This is a genomic window from Clostridium sp. SM-530-WT-3G, assembly GCF_012843905.1.
Classification (GTDB): Bacteria; Bacillota; Clostridia; order Clostridiales; family Clostridiaceae; genus Clostridium.
Map to the genome: position 1 here is coordinate 66,003 of NZ_JABAGC010000005.1, position 26,048 is coordinate 92,050.

24 protein-coding genes, 1 pseudogene, 1 riboswitch and 1 other annotated feature are annotated in these 26,048 nt (G+C 27.9%); of the genes and pseudogenes, 19 read left to right on the top strand and 6 right to left on the bottom strand.

Going from position 1 to position 26,048, the window contains the following annotated elements:
- Positions 1-205: 205 nt before the first annotated feature.
- The 11 genes and pseudogenes from smpB (at position 206) to dhaL (ending at position 12,856) form a co-directional block, all read left to right on the top strand.
- Positions 206-673, top strand: a complete 468-nt coding sequence (smpB, locus tag HF850_RS03625; protein ID WP_169104118.1) for an SsrA-binding protein SmpB — start codon at positions 206-208, stop codon at positions 671-673.
- Positions 674-883: 210 nt separating this feature from the next.
- Positions 884-1,006, top strand: a riboswitch (SAM riboswitch).
- 115 nt (positions 1,007-1,121) lie between these two features.
- Complete coding sequence (locus HF850_RS03630; RefSeq protein WP_347564397.1) at positions 1,122-2,129, top strand: methionine ABC transporter ATP-binding protein; 1,008 nt, start codon at positions 1,122-1,124, stop codon at positions 2,127-2,129.
- On the top strand, positions 2,129-2,767 hold the full coding sequence (locus tag HF850_RS03635) for a methionine ABC transporter permease (RefSeq protein WP_169104119.1): 639 nt from the start codon (positions 2,129-2,131) through the stop codon (positions 2,765-2,767). The genes HF850_RS03630 and HF850_RS03635 overlap by 1 nt, the downstream gene beginning before the upstream one ends.
- Positions 2,768-2,855: 88 nt before the next feature.
- Positions 2,856-3,692 carry a MetQ/NlpA family ABC transporter substrate-binding protein gene (locus HF850_RS03640; protein WP_169104120.1) on the top strand — a complete coding sequence of 279 codons (837 nt, stop codon included), beginning with the start codon at positions 2,856-2,858 and terminating at the stop codon, positions 3,690-3,692.
- 302 nt (positions 3,693-3,994) lie between these two features.
- Complete coding sequence (locus tag HF850_RS03645) at positions 3,995-4,957, top strand: YkvA family protein (protein ID WP_169104121.1); 963 nt, start codon at positions 3,995-3,997, stop codon at positions 4,955-4,957.
- Positions 4,958-4,971: 14 nt separating this feature from the next.
- Positions 4,972-5,901, top strand: a complete 930-nt coding sequence (locus tag HF850_RS03650; RefSeq protein WP_169104122.1) for a ribonuclease H family protein — start codon at positions 4,972-4,974, stop codon at positions 5,899-5,901.
- 95 nt (positions 5,902-5,996) lie between these two features.
- Positions 5,997-6,170, top strand: coding sequence for a YtxH domain-containing protein (locus HF850_RS03655; protein ID WP_169104123.1), 174 nt, complete (start codon positions 5,997-5,999; stop codon positions 6,168-6,170).
- Positions 6,171-6,463: 293 nt separating this feature from the next.
- Complete coding sequence (locus HF850_RS03660) at positions 6,464-7,765, top strand: helix-turn-helix transcriptional regulator (protein ID WP_169104124.1); 1,302 nt, start codon at positions 6,464-6,466, stop codon at positions 7,763-7,765.
- A 20-nt stretch (positions 7,766-7,785) separates the two neighbouring features.
- Positions 7,786-9,054 (top strand): helix-turn-helix domain-containing protein, encoded by a 1,269-nt coding sequence (locus HF850_RS03665; protein WP_169104125.1) that lies wholly within the window; start codon positions 7,786-7,788, stop codon positions 9,052-9,054.
- Between the two features lie 240 nt (positions 9,055-9,294).
- Positions 9,295-11,904: pseudogene (clpB, locus tag HF850_RS15985) on the top strand (ATP-dependent chaperone ClpB).
- 313 nt (positions 11,905-12,217) lie between these two features.
- On the top strand, positions 12,218-12,856 hold the full coding sequence (gene dhaL, locus HF850_RS03675; protein WP_169104126.1) for a dihydroxyacetone kinase subunit DhaL: 639 nt from the start codon (positions 12,218-12,220) through the stop codon (positions 12,854-12,856).
- 69 nt (positions 12,857-12,925) lie between these two features.
- On the opposite strand, the gene HF850_RS03680 is transcribed toward dhaL, so the two are convergent.
- A complete protein-coding gene (locus HF850_RS03680; protein ID WP_169104127.1) occupies positions 12,926-13,114 on the bottom strand; it encodes an alpha/beta-type small acid-soluble spore protein in 189 nt (62 codons plus the stop codon).
- A gap of 234 nt (positions 13,115-13,348) precedes the next feature.
- Entirely contained in the window at positions 13,349-13,945 is a 597-nt protein-coding gene (locus HF850_RS03685) for an ECF transporter S component (protein ID WP_169104128.1), read from the bottom strand.
- 390 nt (positions 13,946-14,335) lie between these two features.
- Between HF850_RS03685 and HF850_RS03690 the strand changes: the two genes are divergently transcribed.
- From HF850_RS03690 to HF850_RS03700, 3 genes are all read left to right on the top strand, one after another.
- Complete coding sequence (locus HF850_RS03690; protein WP_169104129.1) at positions 14,336-15,202, top strand: ATP-binding protein; 867 nt, start codon at positions 14,336-14,338, stop codon at positions 15,200-15,202.
- Positions 15,203-15,216: 14 nt separating this feature from the next.
- Positions 15,217-15,405, top strand: coding sequence for a DUF4250 domain-containing protein (locus HF850_RS03695; RefSeq protein ID WP_169104130.1), 189 nt, complete (start codon positions 15,217-15,219; stop codon positions 15,403-15,405).
- Positions 15,406-15,618: 213 nt separating this feature from the next.
- Positions 15,619-15,860 (top strand) — a binding site (T-box leader).
- A gap of 195 nt (positions 15,861-16,055) precedes the next feature.
- Positions 16,056-16,586 (top strand): tryptophan transporter, encoded by a 531-nt coding sequence (locus tag HF850_RS03700; protein ID WP_169104131.1) that lies wholly within the window; start codon positions 16,056-16,058, stop codon positions 16,584-16,586.
- A gap of 99 nt (positions 16,587-16,685) precedes the next feature.
- On the opposite strand, the gene HF850_RS03705 is transcribed toward HF850_RS03700, so the two are convergent.
- Positions 16,686-17,420: a polysaccharide deacetylase family protein gene (locus HF850_RS03705; protein WP_169104132.1), complete on the bottom strand. Its 735-nt coding sequence runs from the start codon at positions 17,418-17,420 to the stop codon at positions 16,686-16,688.
- Positions 17,421-17,709: 289 nt separating this feature from the next.
- Between HF850_RS03705 and HF850_RS03710 the strand changes: the two genes are divergently transcribed.
- From HF850_RS03710 to HF850_RS03720, 3 genes are all read left to right on the top strand, one after another.
- Positions 17,710-18,978 (top strand): uracil-xanthine permease family protein, encoded by a 1,269-nt coding sequence (locus HF850_RS03710; RefSeq protein WP_169104133.1) that lies wholly within the window; start codon positions 17,710-17,712, stop codon positions 18,976-18,978.
- A gap of 261 nt (positions 18,979-19,239) precedes the next feature.
- Positions 19,240-19,818, top strand: coding sequence for a SpaA isopeptide-forming pilin-related protein (locus HF850_RS15480; protein WP_243159394.1), 579 nt, complete (start codon positions 19,240-19,242; stop codon positions 19,816-19,818).
- Positions 19,819-20,067: 249 nt separating this feature from the next.
- Entirely contained in the window at positions 20,068-20,523 is a 456-nt protein-coding gene (locus tag HF850_RS03720; RefSeq protein WP_169104134.1) for a deoxyuridine 5'-triphosphate nucleotidohydrolase, read from the top strand.
- Positions 20,524-20,608: 85 nt separating this feature from the next.
- Here the strand turns inward: HF850_RS03720 and HF850_RS03725 are convergent, their stop codons facing one another.
- Positions 20,609-22,528 (bottom strand): ABC-F family ATP-binding cassette domain-containing protein, encoded by a 1,920-nt coding sequence (locus HF850_RS03725; protein WP_169104135.1) that lies wholly within the window; start codon positions 22,526-22,528, stop codon positions 20,609-20,611.
- Positions 22,529-22,695: 167 nt separating this feature from the next.
- Here HF850_RS03725 and HF850_RS03730 point away from each other — a divergent pair, with 167 nt between their 5' ends.
- Positions 22,696-23,286 (top strand): TetR/AcrR family transcriptional regulator, encoded by a 591-nt coding sequence (locus tag HF850_RS03730; RefSeq protein ID WP_243159397.1) that lies wholly within the window; start codon positions 22,696-22,698, stop codon positions 23,284-23,286.
- Between the two features lie 84 nt (positions 23,287-23,370).
- Here the strand turns inward: HF850_RS03730 and HF850_RS03735 are convergent, their stop codons facing one another.
- Both HF850_RS03735 and HF850_RS03740 read right to left on the bottom strand, forming a co-directional pair.
- A complete protein-coding gene (locus HF850_RS03735; protein ID WP_169104137.1) occupies positions 23,371-24,012 on the bottom strand; it encodes a DUF4397 domain-containing protein in 642 nt (213 codons plus the stop codon).
- Positions 24,013-24,021: 9 nt separating this feature from the next.
- Positions 24,022-24,486: a hypothetical protein gene (locus HF850_RS03740; protein WP_169104138.1), complete on the bottom strand. Its 465-nt coding sequence runs from the start codon at positions 24,484-24,486 to the stop codon at positions 24,022-24,024.
- Between the two features lie 194 nt (positions 24,487-24,680).
- Here HF850_RS03740 and HF850_RS03745 point away from each other — a divergent pair, with 194 nt between their 5' ends.
- The gene (locus tag HF850_RS03745; RefSeq protein ID WP_169104139.1) at positions 24,681-25,988 is read left to right on the top strand and encodes an aminotransferase class V-fold PLP-dependent enzyme; all 1,308 of its coding nucleotides are present in this window, start codon (positions 24,681-24,683) and stop codon (positions 25,986-25,988) included.
- The last annotated feature ends 60 nt before the right edge of the window (positions 25,989-26,048 follow it).

The window sequence follows — 26,048 nt, forward strand, 5'->3', positions numbered from 1 at the left end:
TGAATAAAAAAAGCATACAGCTTTTTAAGTATGTTATTGCATTATTAACTGTTCAAAGTTAATTGAAGAATTGCTTTATGATTTCTTTAATTTGTATTGTATACAGTCTCTTATTTTGATTATAAAAAATATATTTAAATTGCTTAAAATTCAAGCTTATACTATAATTTTAGTAATAGAATATAACCGGAGTGGGTGATTAATTATGGCAAGAAAGAAGAATGAAAGTTCTTTAGCTGAAAATAGAAAAGCTAGACATGACTATTTTGTTGAAGAAGCAATGGAAGCAGGATTAGTTCTTGTTGGTACAGAAGTAAAGTCAATAAGAAGAGGAAGAGTTAATCTTAAAGACTGCTATGCTGATATATATAATGGTGAAATATATATTAAAAATATGCATATTTCTCCTTATGAACAAGGAAATATTTTCAATGTAGATCCATTAAGAGAAAGAAAGCTTTTACTTCATAAAAGCGAAATAAGAAGGCTTGATTCATTAGTATCAAGAGATGGATATACATTAATTCCATTATCTCTTTATTTAAAAGATGGAAAGGTAAAAGTTTCACTTGGAGTATGTAAAGGTAAGAAAAATTACGATAAGAGAGATGCAATGATTGAAAAAGCTCAAAAGAGAGATATAGAAAGAGCAATTAAAGAAAGAAATAGATAATGAAAAAACTTTTCTGTTTAAAATTATTACAAATTATTATTACAGGTAGTTTGTAATAATTTTTTTGTTTATGGAATATTCAGATGATTTTAAAAAATAATAAGCAATGTCTAGGAATGGTTTATATATTTTTAATTATCTATAAAAATATTGACAAAGTATGAAGAAAGATTTATAATTTCTAACATAAATAAAATTACATAGTTCAATATCTTATCAAGAGTGGCGGAGGGACTGGCCCTGTGAAGCCCAGCAACCGGAATATTGGTCCATTTACCAACATATTCTACGGTGCTAATTCCTGCAGCCTATTTTTAGGCTGATAGATGAGAGGATAAATTATATGGTGTTCTATGCGCTAGAGGTTTATTCTCTAGCGCTTTTTTAGCTATTGTGATACTAAATTTTAAACAAAAACTATATTCATATAAAGGAGGAGTGATTAATTGTGGAAGAAATAAATTTTTCTACTGAAAATAATAATGTTGCAGTAGAAATAAAAAATGTAGTAAAAAGCTTTGGAAATACTGATGTTATAAAAAATGTGTCAATGAGCATTAAACAAGGAGAAGTTTACGGCATAATTGGACATAGTGGGGCTGGAAAATCAACATTGTTAAGATGTATAAATGGACTTGAATCTTATAATGGGGGAAGTATAAAAGTAATGGGTCAGGAAGTTTCTTCATTAAATGAAAAAGATTTGAGGAAATTTAGAAAAGATTTAGGGATGATTTTTCAAAACTTTAATTTATTACAAAGAAAGAATGTATTTGATAATGTTGCACTCCCTTTAGAAGTATGGGGATATGATAAAAAGGAAATTAATAATAAGGTATTAGAATTACTTGAATTAGTTGGTTTAGAAAATAAGAAATTTAGTAAACCAAGTGAACTTAGTGGGGGACAAAAACAAAGAGTAGCAATAGCAAGGGCATTAGCATTAAATCCTAAAATTCTTCTTTGTGACGAAGCAACATCAGCATTAGATCCTAAAATTACAAAGGATATTTTAGCATTGCTTTCAAAAATCAACAAAAAACTTGGAATAACTATAATAATGGTTACACATCAAATGGAAGTAATTAAAGAAATATGTGAAAGAGTAGCATTGCTTGATGGGGGGGAGATTAAGGCAGAAGGAAAGGCATCAGAATTATTTCTAAAACCAGGAGCATCATTAAAGAAATTCTTAGGTCAATCAGATGAAGATGAAGTATTACCTCAAGATGGAATTAATATTAAAATTTATTTTCCAAGTAATTCTTCAGAAAATGCTTTAATTACTAAAATGGCAAGAGAATTAGATGTGGATTTTTCAATTGTGTGGGGAAAACTTGAAAAATTCAGAAGTGAAATATTAGGGGGGCTTGTAATAAATATTGAATCAAAGGATAAGGAAAAGGTATTAGAATACTTGAATAATAAAGATATTTTATTGGAGGTGCTTGAATAATGGCTGATATTTTAATAAGTGCATTAAAGGAAACAATAATAATGGTTTTAGCATCAACTTTATTTTCAGTTATACTTGGTTTTATTCCAGCAATTATTTTGACACTTACAGCAAAAGATGGGTTAAAACCTAACAAGGTGGTATATAGTATTTTAGATTTTATAGTTAATACGTTAAGAAGTTTTCCATTTGTAATTTTAATGGTTATTATAATTCCATTTACAAGATTACTTGTAGGAAAAACTTATGGTACAGCAGCAGCTATAGTTCCTCTTACAATAGCAGCAGCACCATTTGTAGCTAGAATTATTGAATCTTCACTAAGAGAAGTTGATAAAGGTGTTATTGAAGCTGCAAAATCTTTTGGGGCATCAAATACTCAGATAATTTTTAAAGTTATGCTTAAAGAAGCAGTGCCTTCAATAGTGTCAGGTATAACACTTACAGTTATAAGTATTGTTGGATATTCAGCTATGGCAGGAACACTTGGTGGTGGGGGACTAGGAGATGTTGCTATAAGATATGGGTATCAAAGGTTTGAAACAAGTACAATGATTATTACATGCATAATATTAATAATAGTAGTGCAAGTGCTACAGATATTGGGGAATTATTTTTATAATAAATTATCTAAATAGGATAAGCAATAAAAAGGCAATAAGAAGTAAATAAAAAGAATTATAAATAAATTTAAAATAAAGAGATTAAGTAAAGGTGGGACTAAAAATGAAAAAGAAATCAATAGTATCAGTTATATTAAGTGGGATATTAGCATTTGGATTAGTGGGATGTGGAAGTACATCAAATACAGCATCAAGTTCAGGAAGCAATGGAAATGATAAGGTCATAAAAATAGGTGTATCTCCAGAACCTCATAAAAAGATTGTAGATGCAGCAGTTCCTGTACTTGAAAAAGAAGGCTATAAAGTGGAGGTAACAGAATTTAATGATTATGTATTACCTAATACTGCATTATCAGAAGGCGAATTAGATGCAAACTACTTCCAGCATACACCTTATTTAAATGAAGAAAATAAATCAAGAAAATTAAATTTAGTTTCAGCTGGAGCTATTCATCTTGAACCAATGGGATTATATTCAAAGAAAATAAAAAATTTAGATGATTTAAAAGAAGGAGCAACAATTGCAATTCCTAATGATTCATCAAATGAGGCAAGAGCATTAAAATTACTTGCGGCAAATGGATTGATTGAAGTAAAAGATGGAGAACTTGTGACTCCATCAGATATAACTTCAAATCCAAAGAACTTAAAATTTACAGAACTTGAAGCGGCAGCAGTTCCAAGATCAATTGATGATGTGGATGCAGCAGTTATAAATAGTAACTATGCAATTCCAGCAGGATTTAATCCAACAAATGATTCAATTGTAATTGAAGATAAGGATTCAGAAGCTGCTAAGCCTTATGCTAACATAGTAGCTGTAAGAAGTGGAGATGAAAATTCTGAAAAGATTAAAGCCTTAGTTAAAGCACTTCAATCAGATGAAGTTAAAGAATTTATAAATAAAGAATATAATGGAGCAGTAATCCCAGTATTCTAAAGATAGTTTTATATTATATATAAGTTAATTAAACTTCGAGAAATTATAGAAATGTAATTTCTCGAAGTTTTTTAGTAGGAGTTTATGTTATAGAAAATTTACAATAACTTTAAGACTTATATTTTAATAATAAAAAGAACATGTTCATAAAGATTAGAGATTTTTATAATTATAGTTATAAATAAATATACTTCATCCTATTAATATTTTATAGAGTTGTTAGAGATACAGAAAATATTGTATACTTTAATCGAGCGATGTAATATAGTTGTAACTTAATAAATGTAAGGATGGGGTATTTTATGAACATATCAGAAGTTAATGTGAAATTAACTGGACAAGATATCTTAAGCATAATAAATGAATTTGTAGATGTCAAAGGACTAGAAATAAAAGAAGTATTAATTAATGATGGAATAACTATAGAAGGAAGCTTTACAAAGGGAATAACTATAAGCTTTATGGCAAAAATAGAAATTCTAAAATGTGAAAATAATAAAATATATGTGAAGCTTGTAAAAGTTAAAATTTTAAAGCTTGGAATATTTAGAATCGTAAGAAGTTTTGCATTAAAACAACTTTCAAAAGTATGCTCTCAGTTTGGAATTTCAAATAATAAGGAAACAGCAATAATATCTGTTGATACTGTACTGAAAGATGTACCCTATATAAATTTGAATATTAATGATATATATATAAGAAAAGATGTAATTTATGTAGAAACTAATAATATTGAAGTTTCTATAGGGGGGACCTTAGTAAAAAAGATTGGTGAAGAAGACAATAATACGGAATCAATTAAAGAGGAACTTAATTCTTTAGATATTACTAAAGTTGATGACAATTATTCAAAAGGAAGAGAAATTTTAATAAATAAAATGCCTGAAAAGGGAAAGAAATATAGTGATTATATTTTTATTATTCCAGACGTTGTTTCTTTAATATATAGATTATTAAAGGACAACAGAGTTCCATTAAAAACTAAATTAGTTATTTCATCTGCAATTTCATATACAATGTTCCCAATGGATATTATTCCTGATAAAATACCTCTTATAGGAAAGATAGATGATATTTCAGTTATATTCTTTGCATTAAATAGAGTTATAAAAGATGTTCCTCTTGATGTTATTATAGAAAATTGGCAAGGAAAAAATGAAATGCTATTAGTATTATCAAGTGGATTGGATTTTTTAACTAGTTTTACTAATGTAGCGAATGTAGAAAAATTATATGATGTTGTAACTGAAATTTCTGAATTATAAGGGAGAATTGATATATGGCAAAAAAAGTTTATGCAATTCAGAGTGGATTTGATTTTACTAGAAATGAAAAGATAGAAAATAAAATAGTAAATACATGGGCTGAGTGCTTGAAATATGTAAAGGGGGTTAAGGGGGCAAAATATAAAAGTTTTGAAAGTATTGAAGATGCAAATGCATATTTAAATGAAGGTAACAGGATGCTAAAGAAAAGTGATGATAATTATCCTAAGGACTGCCTTCATGCATATGTTGATGGAAGCTACAGTATAGCAGATGGAAGATACGCTTATGGAGTAGTATGTGTTAAAAATGATATTGTTCAATATATAGAAAGTGGAGCTGCAAAAGATACTTCAGAGAGAAATATAAGACAAATTGCAGGGGAACTAAAAGGTGCATTAAGGGCTGTTGAATATGCTTTGAAAAAAGGTGAAAAGAAGCTGGTTATTTTTCACGATTATGAAGGTATAGCTCATCACGCAACGGGTGCATGGTCTAGAAAAGAAGCTTCATCTGAAGATTACTATAATAAAATGCAGGAACTTATGAATTCAGGAATTGAAGTGATTTTTGTAAAAGTAGATAGTCACACAGGAGATTTATTTAATGAACTTGTGGACGAAAAGTGTAAAGAACAGCTTGGAATACCATCTGATAAAACAGTTGAAAAGTATTTAGGTGGTGATATAATAAAGGTTCTTAATGAAGAGGTAAGAGAAGAAATAGCAACGATAGCTCCTAAAAATACTATGAATATATTTATAGATGGAGAAAATATAATTGTGAACAAAGCGTCTGACAATGAAGAAACAGATGAATTAGAAATTTTTGATGAGTTAACTAATTTATATGAAATTAATAAAAAAGAGGCTAAAAAAAGAATTTCTAAGATGTTAAGTAAACAAAAAGAAAAATATATTCTTTATTTATTAGATAGGAAATAGGTTAAAGTTTTAGGAAGAACTTAACTTGAATAACTTTACACATAATACGCAACCTATTAAGAGAAAAGGAAATATATCTAAAAGAGGTGTTGTATATGGGTAAGTTTACAAAAGGTTTACTAATGGGAGCAGCAATAGGTGCAGCTTTTGAAATAATGATGATGCCACAGATGGATAGAAGAACACAAAGATCTATGAGGAGAGCCGCAAGAAAAATGAGAGATGTTGCGGATTATGCATATGATGGAATACATGATTGGATGAGTTAGAATCTAATGTTAACAACAATGAACTGTTCTTTTTGAACAGTTCATTTATTTTTCAGTAAATATGTTTATAATTTTTATTATAAGACAAAAATAAAAAGGAGATTAAGGTTATATATATACAAAATATAAAAAATATATATAATCTTATCGGCAATTGGATAATAAGATTAAATTATATAAAATTTAGAAAAATATAAAGATTTTCATGCAGTTTTTTATGAATTTATGTTATAATTAAGGAAAAATATATTAACATAATTAAATAATTTGTTAAATAGAGAAGGATTGTAAAAATGGAAATTCTATCATTAGGAGAAAAGATTAAAAGAAGAAGAAAACAACTTAATATGACTTTAAAAGATTTGGCTAAGGACAGAATAACTCCAGGACAGATAAGTTTAGTTGAATCAGGTCGCTCTAATCCATCAGTTGATTTACTAGAGTACCTTGCGGCAACCTTAAATACAACAGTAGAATATTTAATGGAATCAGAAGAGAGCCAGGCTGAAAAAATTAGTATTTATTACGAGCAAATAGGTGAATCATGTATTTTAAACGGAGACTATGAAAAGGGACAACAATACATTGATAATGCGCTTTATTATTCTGAAAAATATAATTTAGAATACAGAAAAGCAAAAATATTCTTTATTACAGCAGAAGCTTATATGAAGAGAAGAGATTTTCCTATGGCTCAGAAATTTTTTCTATCGGCAAATGTTATATTTGTGAAAAACAATAATTATGAAGAGATTATTAGGACATTTTTAAATTTAGCTAATATAGCTTTAGAAATAAAAGCATACCATTCAGCAAGCAGCTATTTAAAACAGGCTGAAAAGGTATATAACGATAATGAGATAATTGATTACTTTTTAATTGGAGAAATACAGTATAATATGGCAAGAACATATTTTGATATAGAAGATTTAGAATCAGCTATGAAATATTCACGTTTAGCTAAAGAAAAGTTTCAAAAAATATATAATGATGAAGAATATGCAAATAACTTATTCAATTTAGCAGAAGAATATAACAAAAAAGGTGATCTTGTAAATGCAATAAAATATTCTAAGAAAACGTTAGATGTATATAGAAAAATACAATATAATAAAGCAATATTCAATATTGAACATAATTTAGGTAGATTGTTCTACGAATTAAATGATATTAATGAATCATTCAAGCATTATGAGATATCTAAAAACATAGCACTTCAAAATAATGTGGGAAATATTAATGATACTTTAATTGATATATGCAAAAATTACTTAAAGATTAAGGACATTGAAAAGTGCAAAGCATTATTAGAAGAAATAGAAGATAATCTTGAAGTTACAGATATTGATAGAAGAATAAAATGCCAATTAATTAGGTATACAATAATGAATATCGAAGAAGAAACTGAGGAAGCTAAGAATATTTTAATTAATACATATTTATTAGCTAAGGAAAATGGAAGATATTTTAAAGCTGGTGAGTTAGCTATGCGAGTAGGAAAATACTTTAATGATAATAAGGATGAAAGTCAAGCTTCTTATTATTTAAATGAAGGAATAAGGTTGTTTAGTGAAGCTGAACAGTTACAAAACTAATAAGTAAATGGGTGATATTTGTGGAAATACTATCTACTGGAGAGAAAATAAAAAGAGCTAGAATATTTAAAGGAATTACGTTAAAAGAATTATGCGAAGATAAGATTTCTATAGCTAAAATGAGCTGTATTGAAAATGGAAAAGCAAAAGCGGATAAAGAGTTACTAGAATATATAGCTAAAAAAATAGATGTTGATTTTGATTATCTTGTAGAAGATGTTTATGAACAGATTACTAATAATTTAGAAAGTATAAAGAGAAATATATCATGTGATATGGAAAGCGAAAGCAAGATAAAAGATAATTTGGCTTATGCAATAAAATATAAATATTTTAATTTAGCATTTGAGCTTATACATATATTATTTTCATATTATTTAGAGGATAATAGAGTAGAAAATATTCAGCTTATCGTATCTCAATATTATGATTTATATCAAAGAGATAATACACCAAAGCATACATTTATATATTTTAAAGATATGGCAAGATATCTTTCACAAAATGGAGAATATATTGAAGCTGTTTCTTACTATAGTAAGTTAAGAGAAATGATGGATAGTCATAATGCAGATTATTTTGATAGAAATGAATACTGCTTAATAAGCTATAATGAAGCACTTTGTTTTATGCACCTTAATGAGTTCGAAGAAGCATATAATATTTTATCTAATATAATTGAATACGTGGACGAGCTGCCTAACGAGGAATACAGAGGAAATATATATCATACATATGCTATAATATGTATAAAACTAAGAAAAAGCTGTGCTGATGAATATAAGAAAAAAGCTTATGATTATCAAAAATTTAACCCTATATCATTAGCATTATCTCACGGAGAATATGGGAAATATTATTTTGAAATATACGAAAGAGATAAGGCTGTAAGGGAAATAGAAGAAGGAATAAAAATATTCCCTAATGATAATGAATATAAAAATGTAGAGTTCCTAAATTATTGTACTAATTTATTTATGCAGAATGGAGAATATGATGTTGCAAATAAATTAGCAGAAGAAGCTTTAAATATGGCTATAGTAACTGATAATGTAAAGTTAATTGAAAAATCATATTATCTTAAGGGTACTATATTACAAAAGATGGATAAGTATTCAGAAGCGGAAAAATATATGAATTTATCGTTAGATGCATTATTTAAGTTTGGATCAAGGGAAGAAAGAAAGGCCAGATATTATGAAATGGCTAAGTTATATTATAAACTTGGGTCAACAACAGATTCGTTAAAATATTTTAATTTAGCATTAAATGTAGATAAAAAAATATAAAAAGGCTATAAAAATAGATGGAATTTAAATAAAAATAAATTCTATCTATTTTTTTATAAAAAACTTATTTTAAATAATTGAAAAAGACAAAAAATAAACTTTGACTTTCTTTGATATTAGTATTATCTTATATATAAAGAGCACACGGTGTTTATGAGAGTGAAATTAAAAAGATAAAAATTAATAACATACTATAATTGAAAGCTAGTTAAAATATATAGTAAATTAGGAGGAATAAATATGAATGTAGATAAAATGACATTAAGAGTACAACAAGCATTAAACGATGCTAATGCAACAGCAGTTAAGTATACTAATTCACAGATTGACTTGATTCATCTTTTTTCTGCATTAGTTGAACAAGAAGATGGTTTAGTTCCTAACATCTTTACTAAAATGGGAGTGCCAGTTAAGAGTTTAATAAATTCTATTAACAATGAATTAGATGCACTTCCAAAAGTTACAGGCGAAGGATTAGGAAATGTATATATTAGTAGAAAGGTAGAAGAAGTTTTAGTAAAAGCAGAAGAAATATCAAAACAATTTGAAGATTCTTATGTAAGTGTTGAACACTTAATGCTTGCCATAATGGAAGTAGGTAAGAATAGTAACGTTGATAAAATATTAAAACAATATAATATTACAAAAGATAATTTCTTAAAAGTATTATCAGAAGTAAGAGGAAGTCAAAGAGTTGAAACTCAAGACCCAGAAGGAACTTATGATGCTCTTGCTAAATATGGTACAAATTTAACTGACCTTGCAAAGAAACATAAATTAGATCCAGTTATAGGAAGAGATGAAGAAATAAGAAGAACTATAAGAATATTATCAAGAAGAACAAAGAACAATCCAGTTCTTATAGGTGAACCTGGTGTAGGTAAGACTGCTATAGTCGAAGGATTAGCAGAAAGAATAGTAAGAGGAGATGTTCCAGAAGGATTAAAAGATAAAGTAATCTTCTCTCTAGATATGGGATCTCTTATAGCAGGAGCTAAATATAGAGGTGAATTTGAAGAAAGATTAAAGGCTGTTTTGAAAGAAGTATCTAATAGTGAAGGAAGAATACTATTATTCATTGATGAAATTCACACTATTGTTGGTGCTGGAAAAACTGATGGAGCAATGGATGCAGGAAACTTAATAAAACCTCTTTTAGCTAGAGGACAACTTCACTGCATAGGTGCTACAACTTTTGATGAATATAGACAATATATAGAAAAAGATAAAGCACTTGAAAGAAGATTCCAACCAGTAATTGTTGAAGAACCAAGCGTAGATGATACTATTGCAATATTAAGAGGATTAAAGGAAAGATTTGAAATCCACCATGGAATAAGAATTCATGATTCTGCTATTGTTGCAGCAGCAAAACTTTCTGACAGATATATCAAAGATAGATATATGCCTGATAAAGCTATAGATTTAATTGATGAAGCTAGTGCTATGATAAGATCTGAAATAGATTCACTTCCTACAGAACTTGATGTAGTAAGAAGAAAGATATTTAAACTTGAAATAGAAAAAGAAGCTTTATCAAAAGAAAAAGATGAAGGATCTCAAAAGAGACTTGAAGATGTAGAAAAAGAACTTGCAGAATTAAAAGAAAAAAATGATGAAATGACTGCTAAGTATACAAAAGAAAAAGAAAACATAACTGCAATAAAGACATTAAAGAGTAAGCTTGATGAAGCTAGAGGACAAATTGAAGAAGCACAAAGAAACTTTGATTATAATAAAGTTGCTTAAATTCAATATAGTGTAATTCCAAAGCTTGAAGAAGAAATAACAGAAAAAGAAAAGGCTACAAAGGAAAATTATGAAGGTGCACTTCTTAAAGAAGAAGTAACTGAAGAAGAAGTATCAGAAGTTCTTGCAAAATGGACTGGTATACCAGTATCAAGACTTCTTGAAGGAGAAAGAGAAAAATTATTAAGACTTGAAGATGATATGAGTAAGCGTGTAATAGGCCAAAGCGAGGCTGTAGAATCTGTAACAAATGCTATACTTAGAGCCAGAGCAGGTCTTAAAGATATAAACAGACCAATAGGAAGCTTCATATTCTTAGGACCTACAGGTGTAGGTAAGACAGAACTTGCTAAAACACTTGCTAGAAACTTATTTGATAGTGAAGATAATATTATACGTATTGATATGTCTGAATACATGGAGAAACATTCAGTATCTAGATTAGTTGGAGCTCCTCCAGGATATGTAGGATATGATGAAGGAGGACAGCTTACTGAAGCAGTAAGAAGAAATCCTTATAGTGTAGTATTATTTGATGAAATAGAAAAAGCTCATGAAGATGTATTTAATATATTCCTTCAAATTTTAGATGATGGAAGACTTACTGACAATAAAGGTAAGACTGTAGACTTTAAGAATACAATAATAATCATGACTTCAAACATTGGTAGTGAGTATTTACTTGAAAATAAGAATGAAGATCATGTTGAAGAAGATATCAAATTAAAGGTACTTGAAATATTAAAGACAAGATTTAAACCAGAATTCCTAAATAGAGTTGATGATATAATCATGTTTAAGCCTCTTTCTGAAAATGAAATCAAGAAGATAATTGACATATTCTTAAAAGACGTATCTAGAAGATTAAAAGATAAGAATATTGAAATAGAAGTAACTGATGCAGCTAAAACAATTATGGCTGAAGAAGGATATGATCCACATTATGGAGCAAGACCACTTAAGAGATATATACAAAATACTCTAGAAAATAAACTTGCTAGAATGATAATAAAGAATCAAATAACTTATGGTTCAAAAGTTAAAATAGATGGAGAAGATGGTGAAATAACTATTACTCCAGTTGCATTATCACAAGAATAGTAAGTTATATGATAATTAAGAGGTGGTTACCTAAATTATTTATTATAATTTAGGTAGCTGCCTCTTTCATTTATTATTTAAAAGTTAATATTGTTAAAAATGTATTCAAGTGGTAATATAAAAGCGTAGTATAAATAATATGGGTAATGGGGATAGGAGATGGGGCAATGAAAAAACTAATTAATAAATTTGAAAACGTTTTTGAGGATGCGTTGTATGGTCTTCAAGCATCATATCCTTAATATTAAAAAAACTTAATAATTTTAATGTTGTGGTAAGAAGAATGGAATAAATATTGAGAGAGGTGTATAATATGGTAACTTGTAAGGAAGTAAAAGAAATATTAAGGGAAATATCTTTAATTATAAATAAGAAGAAGCTTTATTTGAGTGAACTTGATACATCCATTGGTGATGGAGATCATGGGTTAAATTTAAGTAAAGGATTTAACGCCGTAGAAGAAAAGATCGAAAATATAAGTGATAAGGATATAGGAAATATATTTGAAGTAACTGGAATGACTCTAGTAGAGACAGTAGGAGGAGCATCAGGACCTTTGTATGGAACAGCATTTATGAAAGCCTCTACTGTAGTAAATAAAAAAAGTAGTATTGATATGAATGATTTTCTACAGATATTAGCTGAAGCTCTTAATGGAATAAAGATAAGAGGAGAAGCTAAAGAAGGTGAAAAAACAATGATAGATACATTATCACCTGTTGTTAATGAATTAAAGAAGGATTTAGAGGAAGGTAGAGATTCAAATTATATTTTTGAAGACTTAAAATATATAGCAAGAAAGGGTATGGAAAGTACTAGAGATATAATTGCCACAAAAGGAAGGGCAAGCTATTTAAAAGAAAGAAGTATAGGATATAAGGACCCAGGGGCTACTTCTATGTATTATATATTGGATACTGTATTCGATTATATTTTAAATAAAATGAATTAATTATATTATTTAGAAAAAGGCATTGTAGAAATTACAATGCCTTTATATTGGTACATCTCTCCGGAAATATTATTTTATGCCAGATTCGTATTGTTGTACCATTCTCTTAACCATTTCTCCGCCAACACTACCGCATTGTTTAGAAGATAAGTTTCCGTTATAGTCTGAAAATGGAACTCCCATTTCATTTGCTACTTCAGTTTTAAATTTTGCTAAACCTTGTTTTGCTTCTGGTACTAATGCTGAATTATTTGACATAATATATTCCTCCTTTGAAATATAGTTATTGCTAAGCAATTAGTTTCTTTTGCTTTGCAGTATTATTGTGTGTAGATATTAAAAATATAATCTATGTAATTGAAGCCATAGAAGAGATAAATATTCAAAAAAGGAAAAAATAATAAGCTGACATTAGGGAATATATAAAAAAATATAATAATCACTATATTTTCTTATATATTTTTGATAATGTTAGCTTATAATTGTTATGTTTTATCTATTATTTTTTATTTTTAATATTGCAAGTATTACTGGAATTGAAATTACGCCACTTATTATTGCTTCTGGTATTCCATTAGTTAAGCCCACAGCAGCAATGGCAGCTCCAGCTGTAGAACTATTTATTCCAAGTGCATTTGAATATCTTTCTAAATAAAATATATAAGTTAGTGATAAAACTCCTATTGTATTTACAAGTGTAGCACATATTGCAGCTACACCTATACTTATGCTTTTATTTTTTATTTTATTATTTAAAAATGTATAGATATAGTACGCAGTTATTCCAATTAATATTCTAGGTACTAAAGCTATAATGGGATTCCAAAATATAAATGATGTAGGTCCTGGAGCTGTAAAATTTTGATACATAGAGAATAAACCAAATACTAAACCTACTAATGAACCTACAATAGGCCCTTCGACTATTGCGCCTATAATAACAGGAATATGCATTATAGTAGCTCTAACAGGTGGAATTGGTATAAATCCAAGACCGGTTAGTCCTAAAAAAATTGATATTGCTGACAACATACCTATCATTGTCATTTGTCTAATTGATAAAATACGTTTTTCTGTTGTTTTTTCCATGTGAAAAACTACCTCCGTTCTCATTCCAATAAGGATATAATTCGGAAAAACTATTATAAATAATTCCGTTCAGTTTTCAAAGAGAAATACCGACAAAAAATATTTTAACATCTTCGGAAAAATAATCAAGACAACCTTATAAAAAATACAATTTTTATTATGTCTATAAGTTGCTGTACCATTGATTACTATAAAATGTAGTATAATAATTATGAAAATATTTTTTAGATATATTTATCGAATAGATATTATGGTGGATGAATTGAATTTCATATAAAAGTTATTAAAAAATAATTTTAAAATATGGTATGATAAATAAGAATAAATAAACTAATGAAAGATGAATTTTAAAAGATAGAAAAACTTTTAAATAAATATAGAGGTGAAGATATGAGTACAATTGCAGGAAAAGGCTGTCCTAGAATTATACCGGAGGGTGAGAAAAAATCATTACAAGAAATAGAAAGAAGTATAGTTAAAACATATAGAAAACATATATGGTCTAAGTTTATTAAGGCTGTTAAAGATTATAAGCTTATAGAAGAAGGAGATAAGATTGCAGTAGGTATTTCTGGTGGAAAAGATAGTATGCTTATGGCAAAATTACTTCAAGAGCTTCAAAAGCATGGTCAGGTTAAATTTGATTTAGTATTTTTAGCTATGGATCCAGGATATCATCCGGATATAAAGAAATTACTTATTGAAAACTGTGAACATTTAAATATTCCTATACACATGTATGAGTCAGGTATTTTTGATGTGGTAGATAAAATGGCAAAAGATTATCCATGCTATTTATGTGCAAGAATGAGAAGAGGTTCTCTTTATGCAAAAGCACAAGAGTTTGGATGTAATAAGCTTGCATTAGGACATCATTATAATGATGTTATAGAAACTACAATGCTTAATATCTTATATTCAGGAAATTTCAAGACAATGCTTCCAAAGCTTAAAGCTAAGAACTTTGAAAACTTAGAATTAATAAGACCAATGTACTATATAGAAGAAGATTATATTAAGAGATTTATAAATAATAGTGGTATATGGCCTTTAAACTGTGCTTGTATGGTTGCTGCTGAAAAAATAGGAAATAAGAGATATGAAATTAAAGATTTAATTAAACAACTTAAGGAAAATTTTGATGGAGTAGAAAAATCTATATTCAGAGCTGCTCAAAATGTTGATATGGACGGAATACTTGGATGGAAGAAGGATAATGAGAAATATTCATTCTTAGATTTTTATGATGAAGAATAAGGGGGAATAATTTTATGACAAATGAAAGCATAAAAAGTATGGATGCATATATACTTTTAAGTGTAATAAATACAAAATTAAGAGATGAGTATAGTTCTTTAAATCTACTTTGTGATGATATGAGTATAGATAAGGAATTAGTTGAAAGTAAATTAGCATCTGTTGATTATACATATGATGAAAGTGTAAATCAATTTAAATAATAATTATATTGTAATAAAGATAAAGTAGGTAGGAGGAATATAATATGAAATTTAAAAAAACAGGTAAAATAATTACAGTTATGGTTGCAGCTACTGCTTTAATAGCATCATTGGTTAATGACAAAAAAAATAAAGATAAAGAAAACTAATAAAGAAAAAATTTCAATACATTATTGACAAATTTATCCAAACGGAGTATTATAATAACAAAGAATAAATCCTTTGATAAGGAAGAGTAGTCAGGTGCAATGTTAAAGAGAACTGATGGTGGTGAGATATCAGTACGGTAGCTAATGGTGAATGGGCCTTTGAGGAGCAAGGTGAAATCTTTTGAGAGTAGCTAAGTCGTGAGCCGCACGTTATAGCGGATAGGATATGTTAGTATCTGAAAATGAGAGGTATGTATTTATTTACATACAATTTAGGTGGCAACGCGGATAATCTCCGTCCTATTTATAATAGGACGGAGTTTTTTTATAAAATTTATTTTAAATTATTAAATGAAAATTAGTTGAATCAGTGTAGGTAGTTAAAGTAACTATTTATAAGCTGAAATTAGGGGGAATAGATTATGTTGTGAAAGGAATTATTCTTGAAAAAAGTAAAAACATGAATTAATTATTTTTAAAGTATAAAGGGGGACTATTATAATGGATACAAAGAGAATGGTTACAAACGCAATATTAATAGCAATAGGAGCAATACTACATCAAATAACACCAGGTATACAAATGCAACCTGACTTATCACTTGCAATGTTATTTATAATAATTGTTTATAATAAAGATTACAAAACAGCACTAATATGTGGAATAGCAGTTGGAGTTTTTGCAGCACTTACAACTAAGACACCAAATGGACAAATTCCAAATATAATAGATAAATTTATTACATGTAATGTTGTATATTTATTATTACTTCCATTAAGAAATAAAGTAAGTAAAACAGTTCAGATTTTAACTGCCTTACCATTAGGAACATTAGTTAGTGGTACAATATTTTTAACTGTATTTATGAAACTAAATGAACTTCCAATGGATACATTTAAAACTTTATTTATTTCAGTTGTATTAACAACTGCTGCACTCAACGTAGTGTTAGGATTTGTTTTATTTAAGATAGTTGGAAGAACTATAAAAATTACAGGAGCATATTCAATAGAAGATAGTATGGCAAAATAATATATATTTAAATAATTTAGAAAAAGTATCATTTAGATTATAATAATAAATGATACTTTTTTTGTGTTAATATGTATTGTTCTACAATTATTAAATGCATTATTTTTTAATAATATGAAATTCTTCAGGTGTAGATTCATCTATAGTTTTAAATTCATATCCACACTCCTTATAATATTTTATTATTCCTGGAAGAGCTTCTATTGAATTCTTACTTTGATATCCACAATGCATTAAAAGAATAACTCTATTTTTAGTGCTTTTGGAATTTTTTATCATTTTGCAAGGGTTTAAATTAGGATTTGCTCCATCTCCGCTATCTGCATTCCAATCATATATTTTTAAATTATTTTCATGAAGTAAATCTACCATTGATTGAGAAATTCTATAACTATTATTGTTTGATCCAAAAGGAAATCTCAAAATTCTTGGTTCTATAGGTAATATAGAGCTAATTAACTTTTGAGTATCAAGCATTTCTTTTAAAAAGTGGTCGTTTGAACAATAAAGTGAATTTTTTTTATGAGTCATACTATGGAGGCCAATTGAGTGTCCTTCATCATATATTCTTTTAACTAATTTTTCCTGACCTTTTATTTGCTCGCCGATTAAGAAAAATGTAGCATGAACCTGGTTTTCCTTAAGAACATCTAAAATACTATTAGTAATTTTTCCAGCAGGACCATCATCAAAGGTTAAGTATACAGTTTTACTATCACATCGTTCACTCTTTTCTAAATTATTATCAGCATAAACTGATAAGCAGAGTAAATTAGAGATTGATAGTGCTATTAGAGGAAAAAGTACTATTTTTATAAATTTTTTCAGTTTCATATGCTTCACCTTCATAAATCTTTTTTCTACACATATTATATACAAATACATGTATTTTATTTATTCTAATTAAATGGATGATTACTTAAAAAATATGCAGAATTATGTTGAATAAAATTATGTAAGGTGTTATAATTTATGCAGATTTAGTGGGAATTTTAGATAAAATTTTATATCTACAAAACTTAAAATTAATTCTAAAAGACACCTTTTAATTCTAGTCCAGAGAGGCTGAAAAGGGGAGAAAAAATAATATTTTCTTCTTCTTCAAATATTGAGGAGGTATTATATGTCAGAATTAACAAATGTCACATCTACTACAAAAGAGGCGCTTTCAGCAAAAAAGACCGGTGTAAAGGTAATTATGGCGCTTCAACACTTAATTGCAATGTTTGGATCAACAGTATTGGTTCCAATCTTAACAGGTCTTGATATTTCAGTAGCACTTTTTTGTGCAGGTCTTGGAACGCTTATTTTTCATTTATGTACAAAAGGAAAAGTACCTGTATTCTTAGGATCATCTTTTGCATTTATTCCAGTTATAATAGCAGTAGGAAAAGCATATGGTGGCGACCTAACTTATGCACAAGGCGGAATTATGGTTGCTGGATTAATATATGTAATAATGTCGTTTTTAATAAAGAAAATCGGGACTCACAGATTAAAAGCAGTATTACCAGCACAAGTAGTTGGACCTATGATAATGGTAATAGGGTTAAATCTTATACCAACAGCATTTGATATGGTAAAAACTAATTTCTTAATAGCAGGAATTACTTTAGGTACTACATTATTAGTAAAATATTTTGGTAAAGGCTTTATAGGGCAAATTGCTATTTTATGTGGAGTTATAGTGGGATATATTTCAGCACTTATATATGGAATAGTTGATGTCGCATCTATATCACAAGCAGGTTTAGTAGCAGTTCCTAATTTCACATTACCTAAGTTTAGTGGGGGAGCAATAATTATGATAGCTCCAGTAGTACTTGCAACATTTATGGAACATATAGGTGATATTACGACTAACGGACAAGTTGTCGGCAAAGATTTCATAAAGGATCCAGTATTAAATAGAACTTTATTAGGTGATGGACTTGCAACAATGACAGCAGCTTTACTTGGAGGACCAGCAAACACAACATATGGTGAAAATACTGGTGTCCTTGCAATAACTAAAAATTATGATCCTGCATTATTAAGATTAGCAGCAATTTTTGCAATATTATTAAGCTTTGTATCTAAGTTTGGAAAAGCTATTCAAACAATACCATCATGTGTAATGGGTGGAATAAGTGTCATGCTATTTACTATGATTGCTCTTGTAGGAGTTAAAACAATTAAGTATGAAAAAGTTAAAATGAATTGGAAAAATATTATTGTAATGGCTACTATATTAATACTTGGATTCTTTGGTAAGGTAATAGGAGATAAGTACGGAATAGTAATAGGAATAAAGATAAGTGATACAATTTCAATTTCAGGATTAAGTTTTGCAGCTATAGTTGGTGTTGTGTTAAACTTGGTATTAAATGGATTTGGTAAAAATAAAAATTAATAAAATATATAAAAAAGCTTCTATATAAAAATAGGAGCTTTTTTGGTTAGTTGAAAAAATAAATTTATATTTAGTTAAGTAATATTATGAAAGTATAATTGGAGTATAAATAGCTCTAGTTAGCTATGATAAAATTCAATAGTTAGTGTATATTTATCGAATTAAGTATATAAAATATTTTGTATAGGTTATAATATCAATAGTTTGTCAATTTCATAATCACAGAAGTTTTGGTTTTCCATATTATATATAGAGAAATAAATGAGAAAGGTTCTTTTTATGGAAGATAAAAAAACTAATGTTAATAAAAAGCCTAATGGCTCATTAAGAGTTAATATATCTGCAGATGAAGATACAATTAAATATTATGAGTGCAATTACGATAATTGTATCTTTGAAATTATAAATAATGATACTGATAATGAACTTGATGATTTTATTCAACTAGAAGATAATAGTGATGAGTCTGATAGAGAATTTGAATTTTTAGAAGATAAAAATGATTATGATATAGAAGAAAAATCAGAATTTAATGATGGAAAGATAATAGTAAAATCTATTATTGATTATGGAAAAAGAGAAATTCTTTCTGGAGTTAAAGTTAATTTATATAAGATAAATGGATTATCTCCTGTACTAATTCAGTCTGATATTACTAATAAACGAGGAAAAGTTATATTTAAAAATATTCAAGAAGGAAACTATAGAGTTATAGAAATAGTTGATAAAAGGTATTTTGAAAAGCCTAAGTATGTTAACTGGAATGAGATAACAATAAATCGCAGAAATAGAGAAAAGAGAATATTAATAGTTAATAAAATTAAATCTTGTATAAATTAATTCATCTTTTGAATATGAATCAAATTACTTAATTAAATAATTAATGACATATATTATTTTTATAAGAAGTCATAGATTAAATATAGTTATGATTTCTGATTTATTTTACAATCTAAAACATTTCAATAACTATGAATATGCCTTATAATTAGAGAAAATATAATTATAAGGTATTATTATGTTATTATAATATATAATCATAAAGAATATATTTTAAATTATTAAATGTAAGGAATGGGATGAATACGTATGAAGATAAGAATTAAGTATTTTGATGGTGCCGTAAGATTAAAGAAAATTGCAAAAGGAAACTGGATTGATGTTTACTCAAATAAGGATGTTTTTGTAAAAGAAGGGGAAAGAGCAATGATTCCACTTGGATTTGCTTTAGAACTTCCAGCAGGATGGGAAGCACATTTAGCACCAAGAAGCTCAACTTTTAAGACTTGGGGAATTATACAAACCAATTCAGTTGGGGTTGTGGATGATACATATATAGGCGATGAGGATCAATGGCATATGCCTGTATATTGTCTTCAAAGTAAAGATGAAGATAGTAGTGAAGGAAAAGGTACATGGGTAAGAAAAGGAGATAAAATAGGTCAGTTCAGAATCATGGAAGTTATGCCTTCGATTGAATTTGAAGAAGTTGAAAGCTTTGGAAATGCAAACAGAGGTGGATTTGGAACTACAGGAAAAAACTAAAGCAGTTATCAGTTAACTGGAATAGTTGTGATTAAAAAGAGTATGCTGATTCATTCAACATACTCTTTTAAAATAGTTTTTTTATTTAAACAGAAAGTTCTTCCCACTTTTCATAAAGTCCTTCAATAACTTCTTGAATATTTTTAATTTCTTTGTTTACTCTTTCACTTTCAGATGGATTAGAATAAATTTCTTCTTTGCATAAGTCTTCTTGAAGTTTTGCTAAGGCTTCTTCCTTCGTACTTATTTCATCTTCAAGAGATTTTATTTCTTTCTGTTTAGCTTTAGCTTCTTTTTCTAGTGCTTTTTTCTTTTTCTTTTCTTCGTTTATCTGAGTCTTAGTTTTTCCATTTGCGTGCTCTTCATATGCCTCAAAACGATGTGGATTTTCTTTTTTTTCAGTGTAGTAGTTATAATTTCCAAGATATTCATGAACCCCATCTTCTTGAAGTTCAAGTATTCTATTTATTACTTTATTCAAGAAATATCTATCATGGGATATAACTATTAACGTACCATCATAACTTAAAATAGCCTCTTCAAGTGCTTCTCTTGATGGAATGTCAAGGTGGTTAGTAGGTTCGTCTAAAAGAAGTAGGTTAGATTTTGAAAGCATAAGTTTTAATAAGTTAATTCTACACTTTTCTCCACCACTTAATTTATTTATTTCTTTAAATACATCATCACCTTTGAATAAGAATGATCCAAGTACATTTCTAAGCTGAGTTGTAGTCATTTCAGGGAAATCATCCCATACTTCATCTATGATTGTTTTATCTAAATGAAGATTAGACTGTTCCTGGTCATAATATCCTACATTTACATTGGCACCTAGTACTTTTACACCTGAATCAGGTTTTAATTTGTCCATTATTATTTTGAAAAGAGTAGTCTTACCACGTCCATTTTCTCCGATTAAAGCTATTTTTTCACCTCTTTTTAAATCAAATGAAAGATTTGAGAATAGCTTCTTTTCACCATAAGATTTAGCAAGTTTTTCAACATGAAGAACATCATATCCACTTTTTACTGAAGCTTCAAATTTGATTTTTGATGCTGACTTTTCTTCATCTGGTGCATCTAAACGTTCCATCTTATCAAGCATTTTTTCTCTGCTTTCAGCTTTCTTTATACTTTTTTCACGATTAAAAGATCTGAATTTTTCAATAATAGCTTCTTGTCTTTTTATTTCTGCTTGCTGAAGATTATAAGCTTTTAATTTAGCGTCATGATCTTTTTTCATAAGTTCTAATGACTTTGTATAAGGTGCATTATAGCAATTTACATGACCATTAATAACTTGGAATGTGTAATTTGTAACAGAATCTAAGAAAAATCTATCATGGGAAATTACAATTACTGTACCCTTATATGTTTTTAAATATTCTTCAAGCCATTCTATAGCATCTAAATCTAAATGGTTAGTAGGTTCGTCCAGTAATAGTATATCTGGTTTTAATAATAGTAATTTACAAAGAGCAACTCTTGTTTTCTGGCCACCACTTAATGTTGAAATTACTTTATTAAAATCTTCTTCAGTAAAACCCAATCCTTTTACAACACGTGATATTTCACCTTTATATGTATAACCGCCTCTATTTTCATAAAGATCCTGAGCAGTTCCGTAGTCTTTTATTATTTTTTCATGATATGCTGCATTATTCACATCATATGGTTCATTCATTTTTAATTCTAAATCAGCAATTTTTTTTTCAAGTCTTTGAAGGTCATCAAAAACAGATAACATTTCATCATAAATAGTATTGTCTGAATCAAGTGCTAAATGCTGAGAGAGATATCCTAAAGTCTTATTTTTATCTACGAATACTTCACCGCTATCTTGGGCAAGTTCCTTAGTTAAAATCTTAAATAATGTTGACTTACCTTCCCCATTGGAACCTATAATTCCAATTTTATCTCCTTCATTAATCGAAAATGTTACATCTTTTAGTACTTCAGTTACTCCGTAACTTTTACATATGTTTTTGCAACTTAAAACAATCATTTTTATCCTCCATTAGTTTGTAATACGAAGATTTCTCTAATAATTATACTATTTTATTAATAGTATATCAATTTCAAGAAAAATACTTTATTTGGAATTTTACCGGTTTTGATTTATAATTATATTAAATGTGTGTGGAGGAGTATAAAATAGTGTACGGTAAGAAGATGAGGATTACTGCAAAGAAAGAATTAAAGGAAAAAGAACTATATATGGCTGGATATGAACTATTCTTAGACAAAGGGATAGAGAAAACATCTATAGGGGATATAGCAGAAAAAGCAGGAGTTGCTAAGGGAACGTTTTATTTATACTTTAAAGATAAATATGATTTATTAAATAAGTTAATTCTTAAAAAAAGTAATGATATAATCAGGGAAGCTTTGGAAAAAACAAATAGTATGGGAATAAGTGATTTTAAAAAGAGAACTTTATTATTTATAGATTATATAATAAATTTTCTTAAAGAGAATGAAAACCTTCTAAGGCTTATTAATAAAAATATGTCATGGGGACTTTATAGAAAAGCAATAATGAAACCTAAGGAATATGAAGAAGTAAAAAAAGTATTGGACGTTTTTGTGAGTAATCTTGTAAATGAAGGAATGGATAAAAATGAAGCTGAAATGACTTTATTCATGATTATAGAGCTTGTAGGAAGTGTATGTTTTACTACTATTATATTTAAGGAACCAACAGATATAGATGGAATTAAACCAGTTTTATTAAAGAAGATATTAGCTATGATAAGCAAATAAATAATTATAAGGAAAACAGATAGATTATGGTATAAAATACAAGTCTATCTGTTTTTTATTTTAAATTGTTTTTGAAAAAATTAATTAAAGTTCCTCATTATTTCTTTGTTTTTCTCCATCTTTTACAAGAATATAGCCTAAAGGAGGTGAGGAATTGTAAAAACCTATTATATATATAGTTATAAATATATTTTTTGTTAAATTTACATCACTTATATATTTATTAAAATTACCATCAGAAGAAGAAACAATAAAATCATATATTCCAGGAGATATTGGATAATAATTATTAGTGCCTAAGTATGAAACCTGATTGAATAAAACAATATCATTTGGGAGACTAAGTGACAAAAGTGGTGCAGTAGGTGAGAGGTTTATAAATCTTATAAATGAGAGTAATGGATTACTTTCAGGAATACGAGAATCATCTATGGTAAAATATCCAATTTGGTCATTTTGACGAGTTACAGCAACAGTCATAATACTATTAGGAGTAATATCTGCAGAATCTGAAAAAAGTTCCTTATCCATTGTACCAGTTTTGTATATTTTGACATTATATGTTCCAGGAGCGACTGAAATATAATCTGTTATTTTTCCAAAAGGAAGATTTGAATAAACTAGTTTTCCATTAGCATATATATCAACATTTGGAGCATCAGGTATAGCATGAAGAAAACGCACTTTACCATCTACTCTTGGGAGGGAATCTCTAAACATATACATAAAAATCACCTACTTTTTATTATGATATAGTAATGTTAATTTTATTAGTCTCTTAGTAATTACTTGAGATATGGGATCAGGAACTCCATATTTAGTAAAGGTCTCATAAAGCCCTGGATTTTTTAATTGAATTTCTGAATAAATTTCATCTACATCATCTGAATTTTTATAGGGTTCAAGGTTTTCTTCAAAATCTAAATCTAATTCTCGTAAAATATCAAAGGTGGTAGGCATTCTATTTTTACTTTTGTCAAAATCTTTTGTGTTTTTTTTCTCACAATCCTTTGAAGTACTATAATAGCAATATAGTTCAGAATTTTCTGTCTCATCAGGATATAATTCTACAAAATTATTATCATTTTGACTATTAGGATTATCTCTGAAAATACTCCTATCAAATGATGGAGGAGTAAAGTAGAAGTCTGAATTATTTTTCGAGTTAACTTCAGACATATATTTTTCATCTGGTCTCATTTGGCAACCTCCTTGTTATAAAAATTAAGAATATTTTTCAAAATGTGTGATATTTACTTTATATAATATGAAATTTTAAATTTATATAGTACACAGGTTTTTTATATACATCTAATATTTCTATTTCCTATATGAATTTGCTTAATGCACATAATTATATAACAAGAATATTATATAATTGGAGGAGATGCATTATGAGGATAAAAAGCAAAAAGAACATTAAAGATTTATTTATTGGCTTAGATGAAAAAGTGTGTGACTGTAATGGGAAATGCATAGATGGAATAAACTTTGATAATGCGGCTACAACTCCACCTATTAAATCAAGTATTGATTATATTGAAAAATTGAGCAATACCTATGCATCAATAGGAAGAGGAACAGGTCAGAAGGCAGAAATAACTACTAACTTGTATCATCAATCAAAAGATTATATTATGGACTTTTTTAAAGTACGTAACAAGGATAAATATGTGGTTATATATGTAAATAATACAACCGAGGCAATAAATAAACTAGCTAGGACATTAATTAAAAAGGAAAATGAAATTGTTATATCTTCAAGAATGGAACATCACTCAAATGATCTTCCATGGAGGAATAGAGGAAAGGTTGATTATATTGAAATTGATAGAAATGGTAGATTAAAAATAGATGAATTAGAGGAAAAACTCATAAAAAATAAGGGGAAGGTTCAATATGTTTCTTTAAGTGGCGCATCTAATGTAACAGGGTATATTAATGATATGCATTATATTGCAAAAATAGTTCATAAATATGGAGCAAAACTTATTGTTGATGGAGCACAACTTGTACCTCATAGAAGGGTAAGCATTAGTGGAAAATCAGAAGATGAGGATATTGATTTCTTAGTATTTTCATCACATAAGGTATATTCGCCCTTTGGAATTGGTGTAATAATAGGATTAAAAGAGGAATTTAAAGTTGCAGACCCAGATTATGTAGGTGGAGGAACAGTTGATTTAGTATTAGATAATGAAGTTACTTATCTTGATCCTCCTGATAAAGATGAACCAGGTACACCAAATTTTTTAGGGGTTATGGCACTTATAAATTCATTAACTGTATTAAATACAATAGGATTTGATTATATTGAAAAGCAGGAAAATAATTTATTAAGATATATAGTAGATGGATTAAAAGCAATTCCTAAAATAATAAATTACGGAGATAATGAAAATATTGATGATAGACTTGGAATTACAACATTTAATATTGAAAACATGTATCATCGTGATGTGGCGTGTATTCTTGCACAGAAAAGAGGAATTTCTGTAAGACATGGATGGTTTTGTGCGCATCCATATTGTAGAAGACTTATGAATGTAACAGAAGAGGAAGCAAAAGAATTTTTAGAGAATCCCAATAAAAAAATGCTTGGAATGGTACGTGTGAGTTTTGCACCATATAATTTATTGAGAGAAGTAGATGTATTTTTAAATGCAATAGAAGATATTTCAAAGGGAATATTGAAGAATTAAAAAAAGAATGAAGAAGAAAGCATTAGTGATAATCTTTCAATCTTCATTCTTTTTTATATG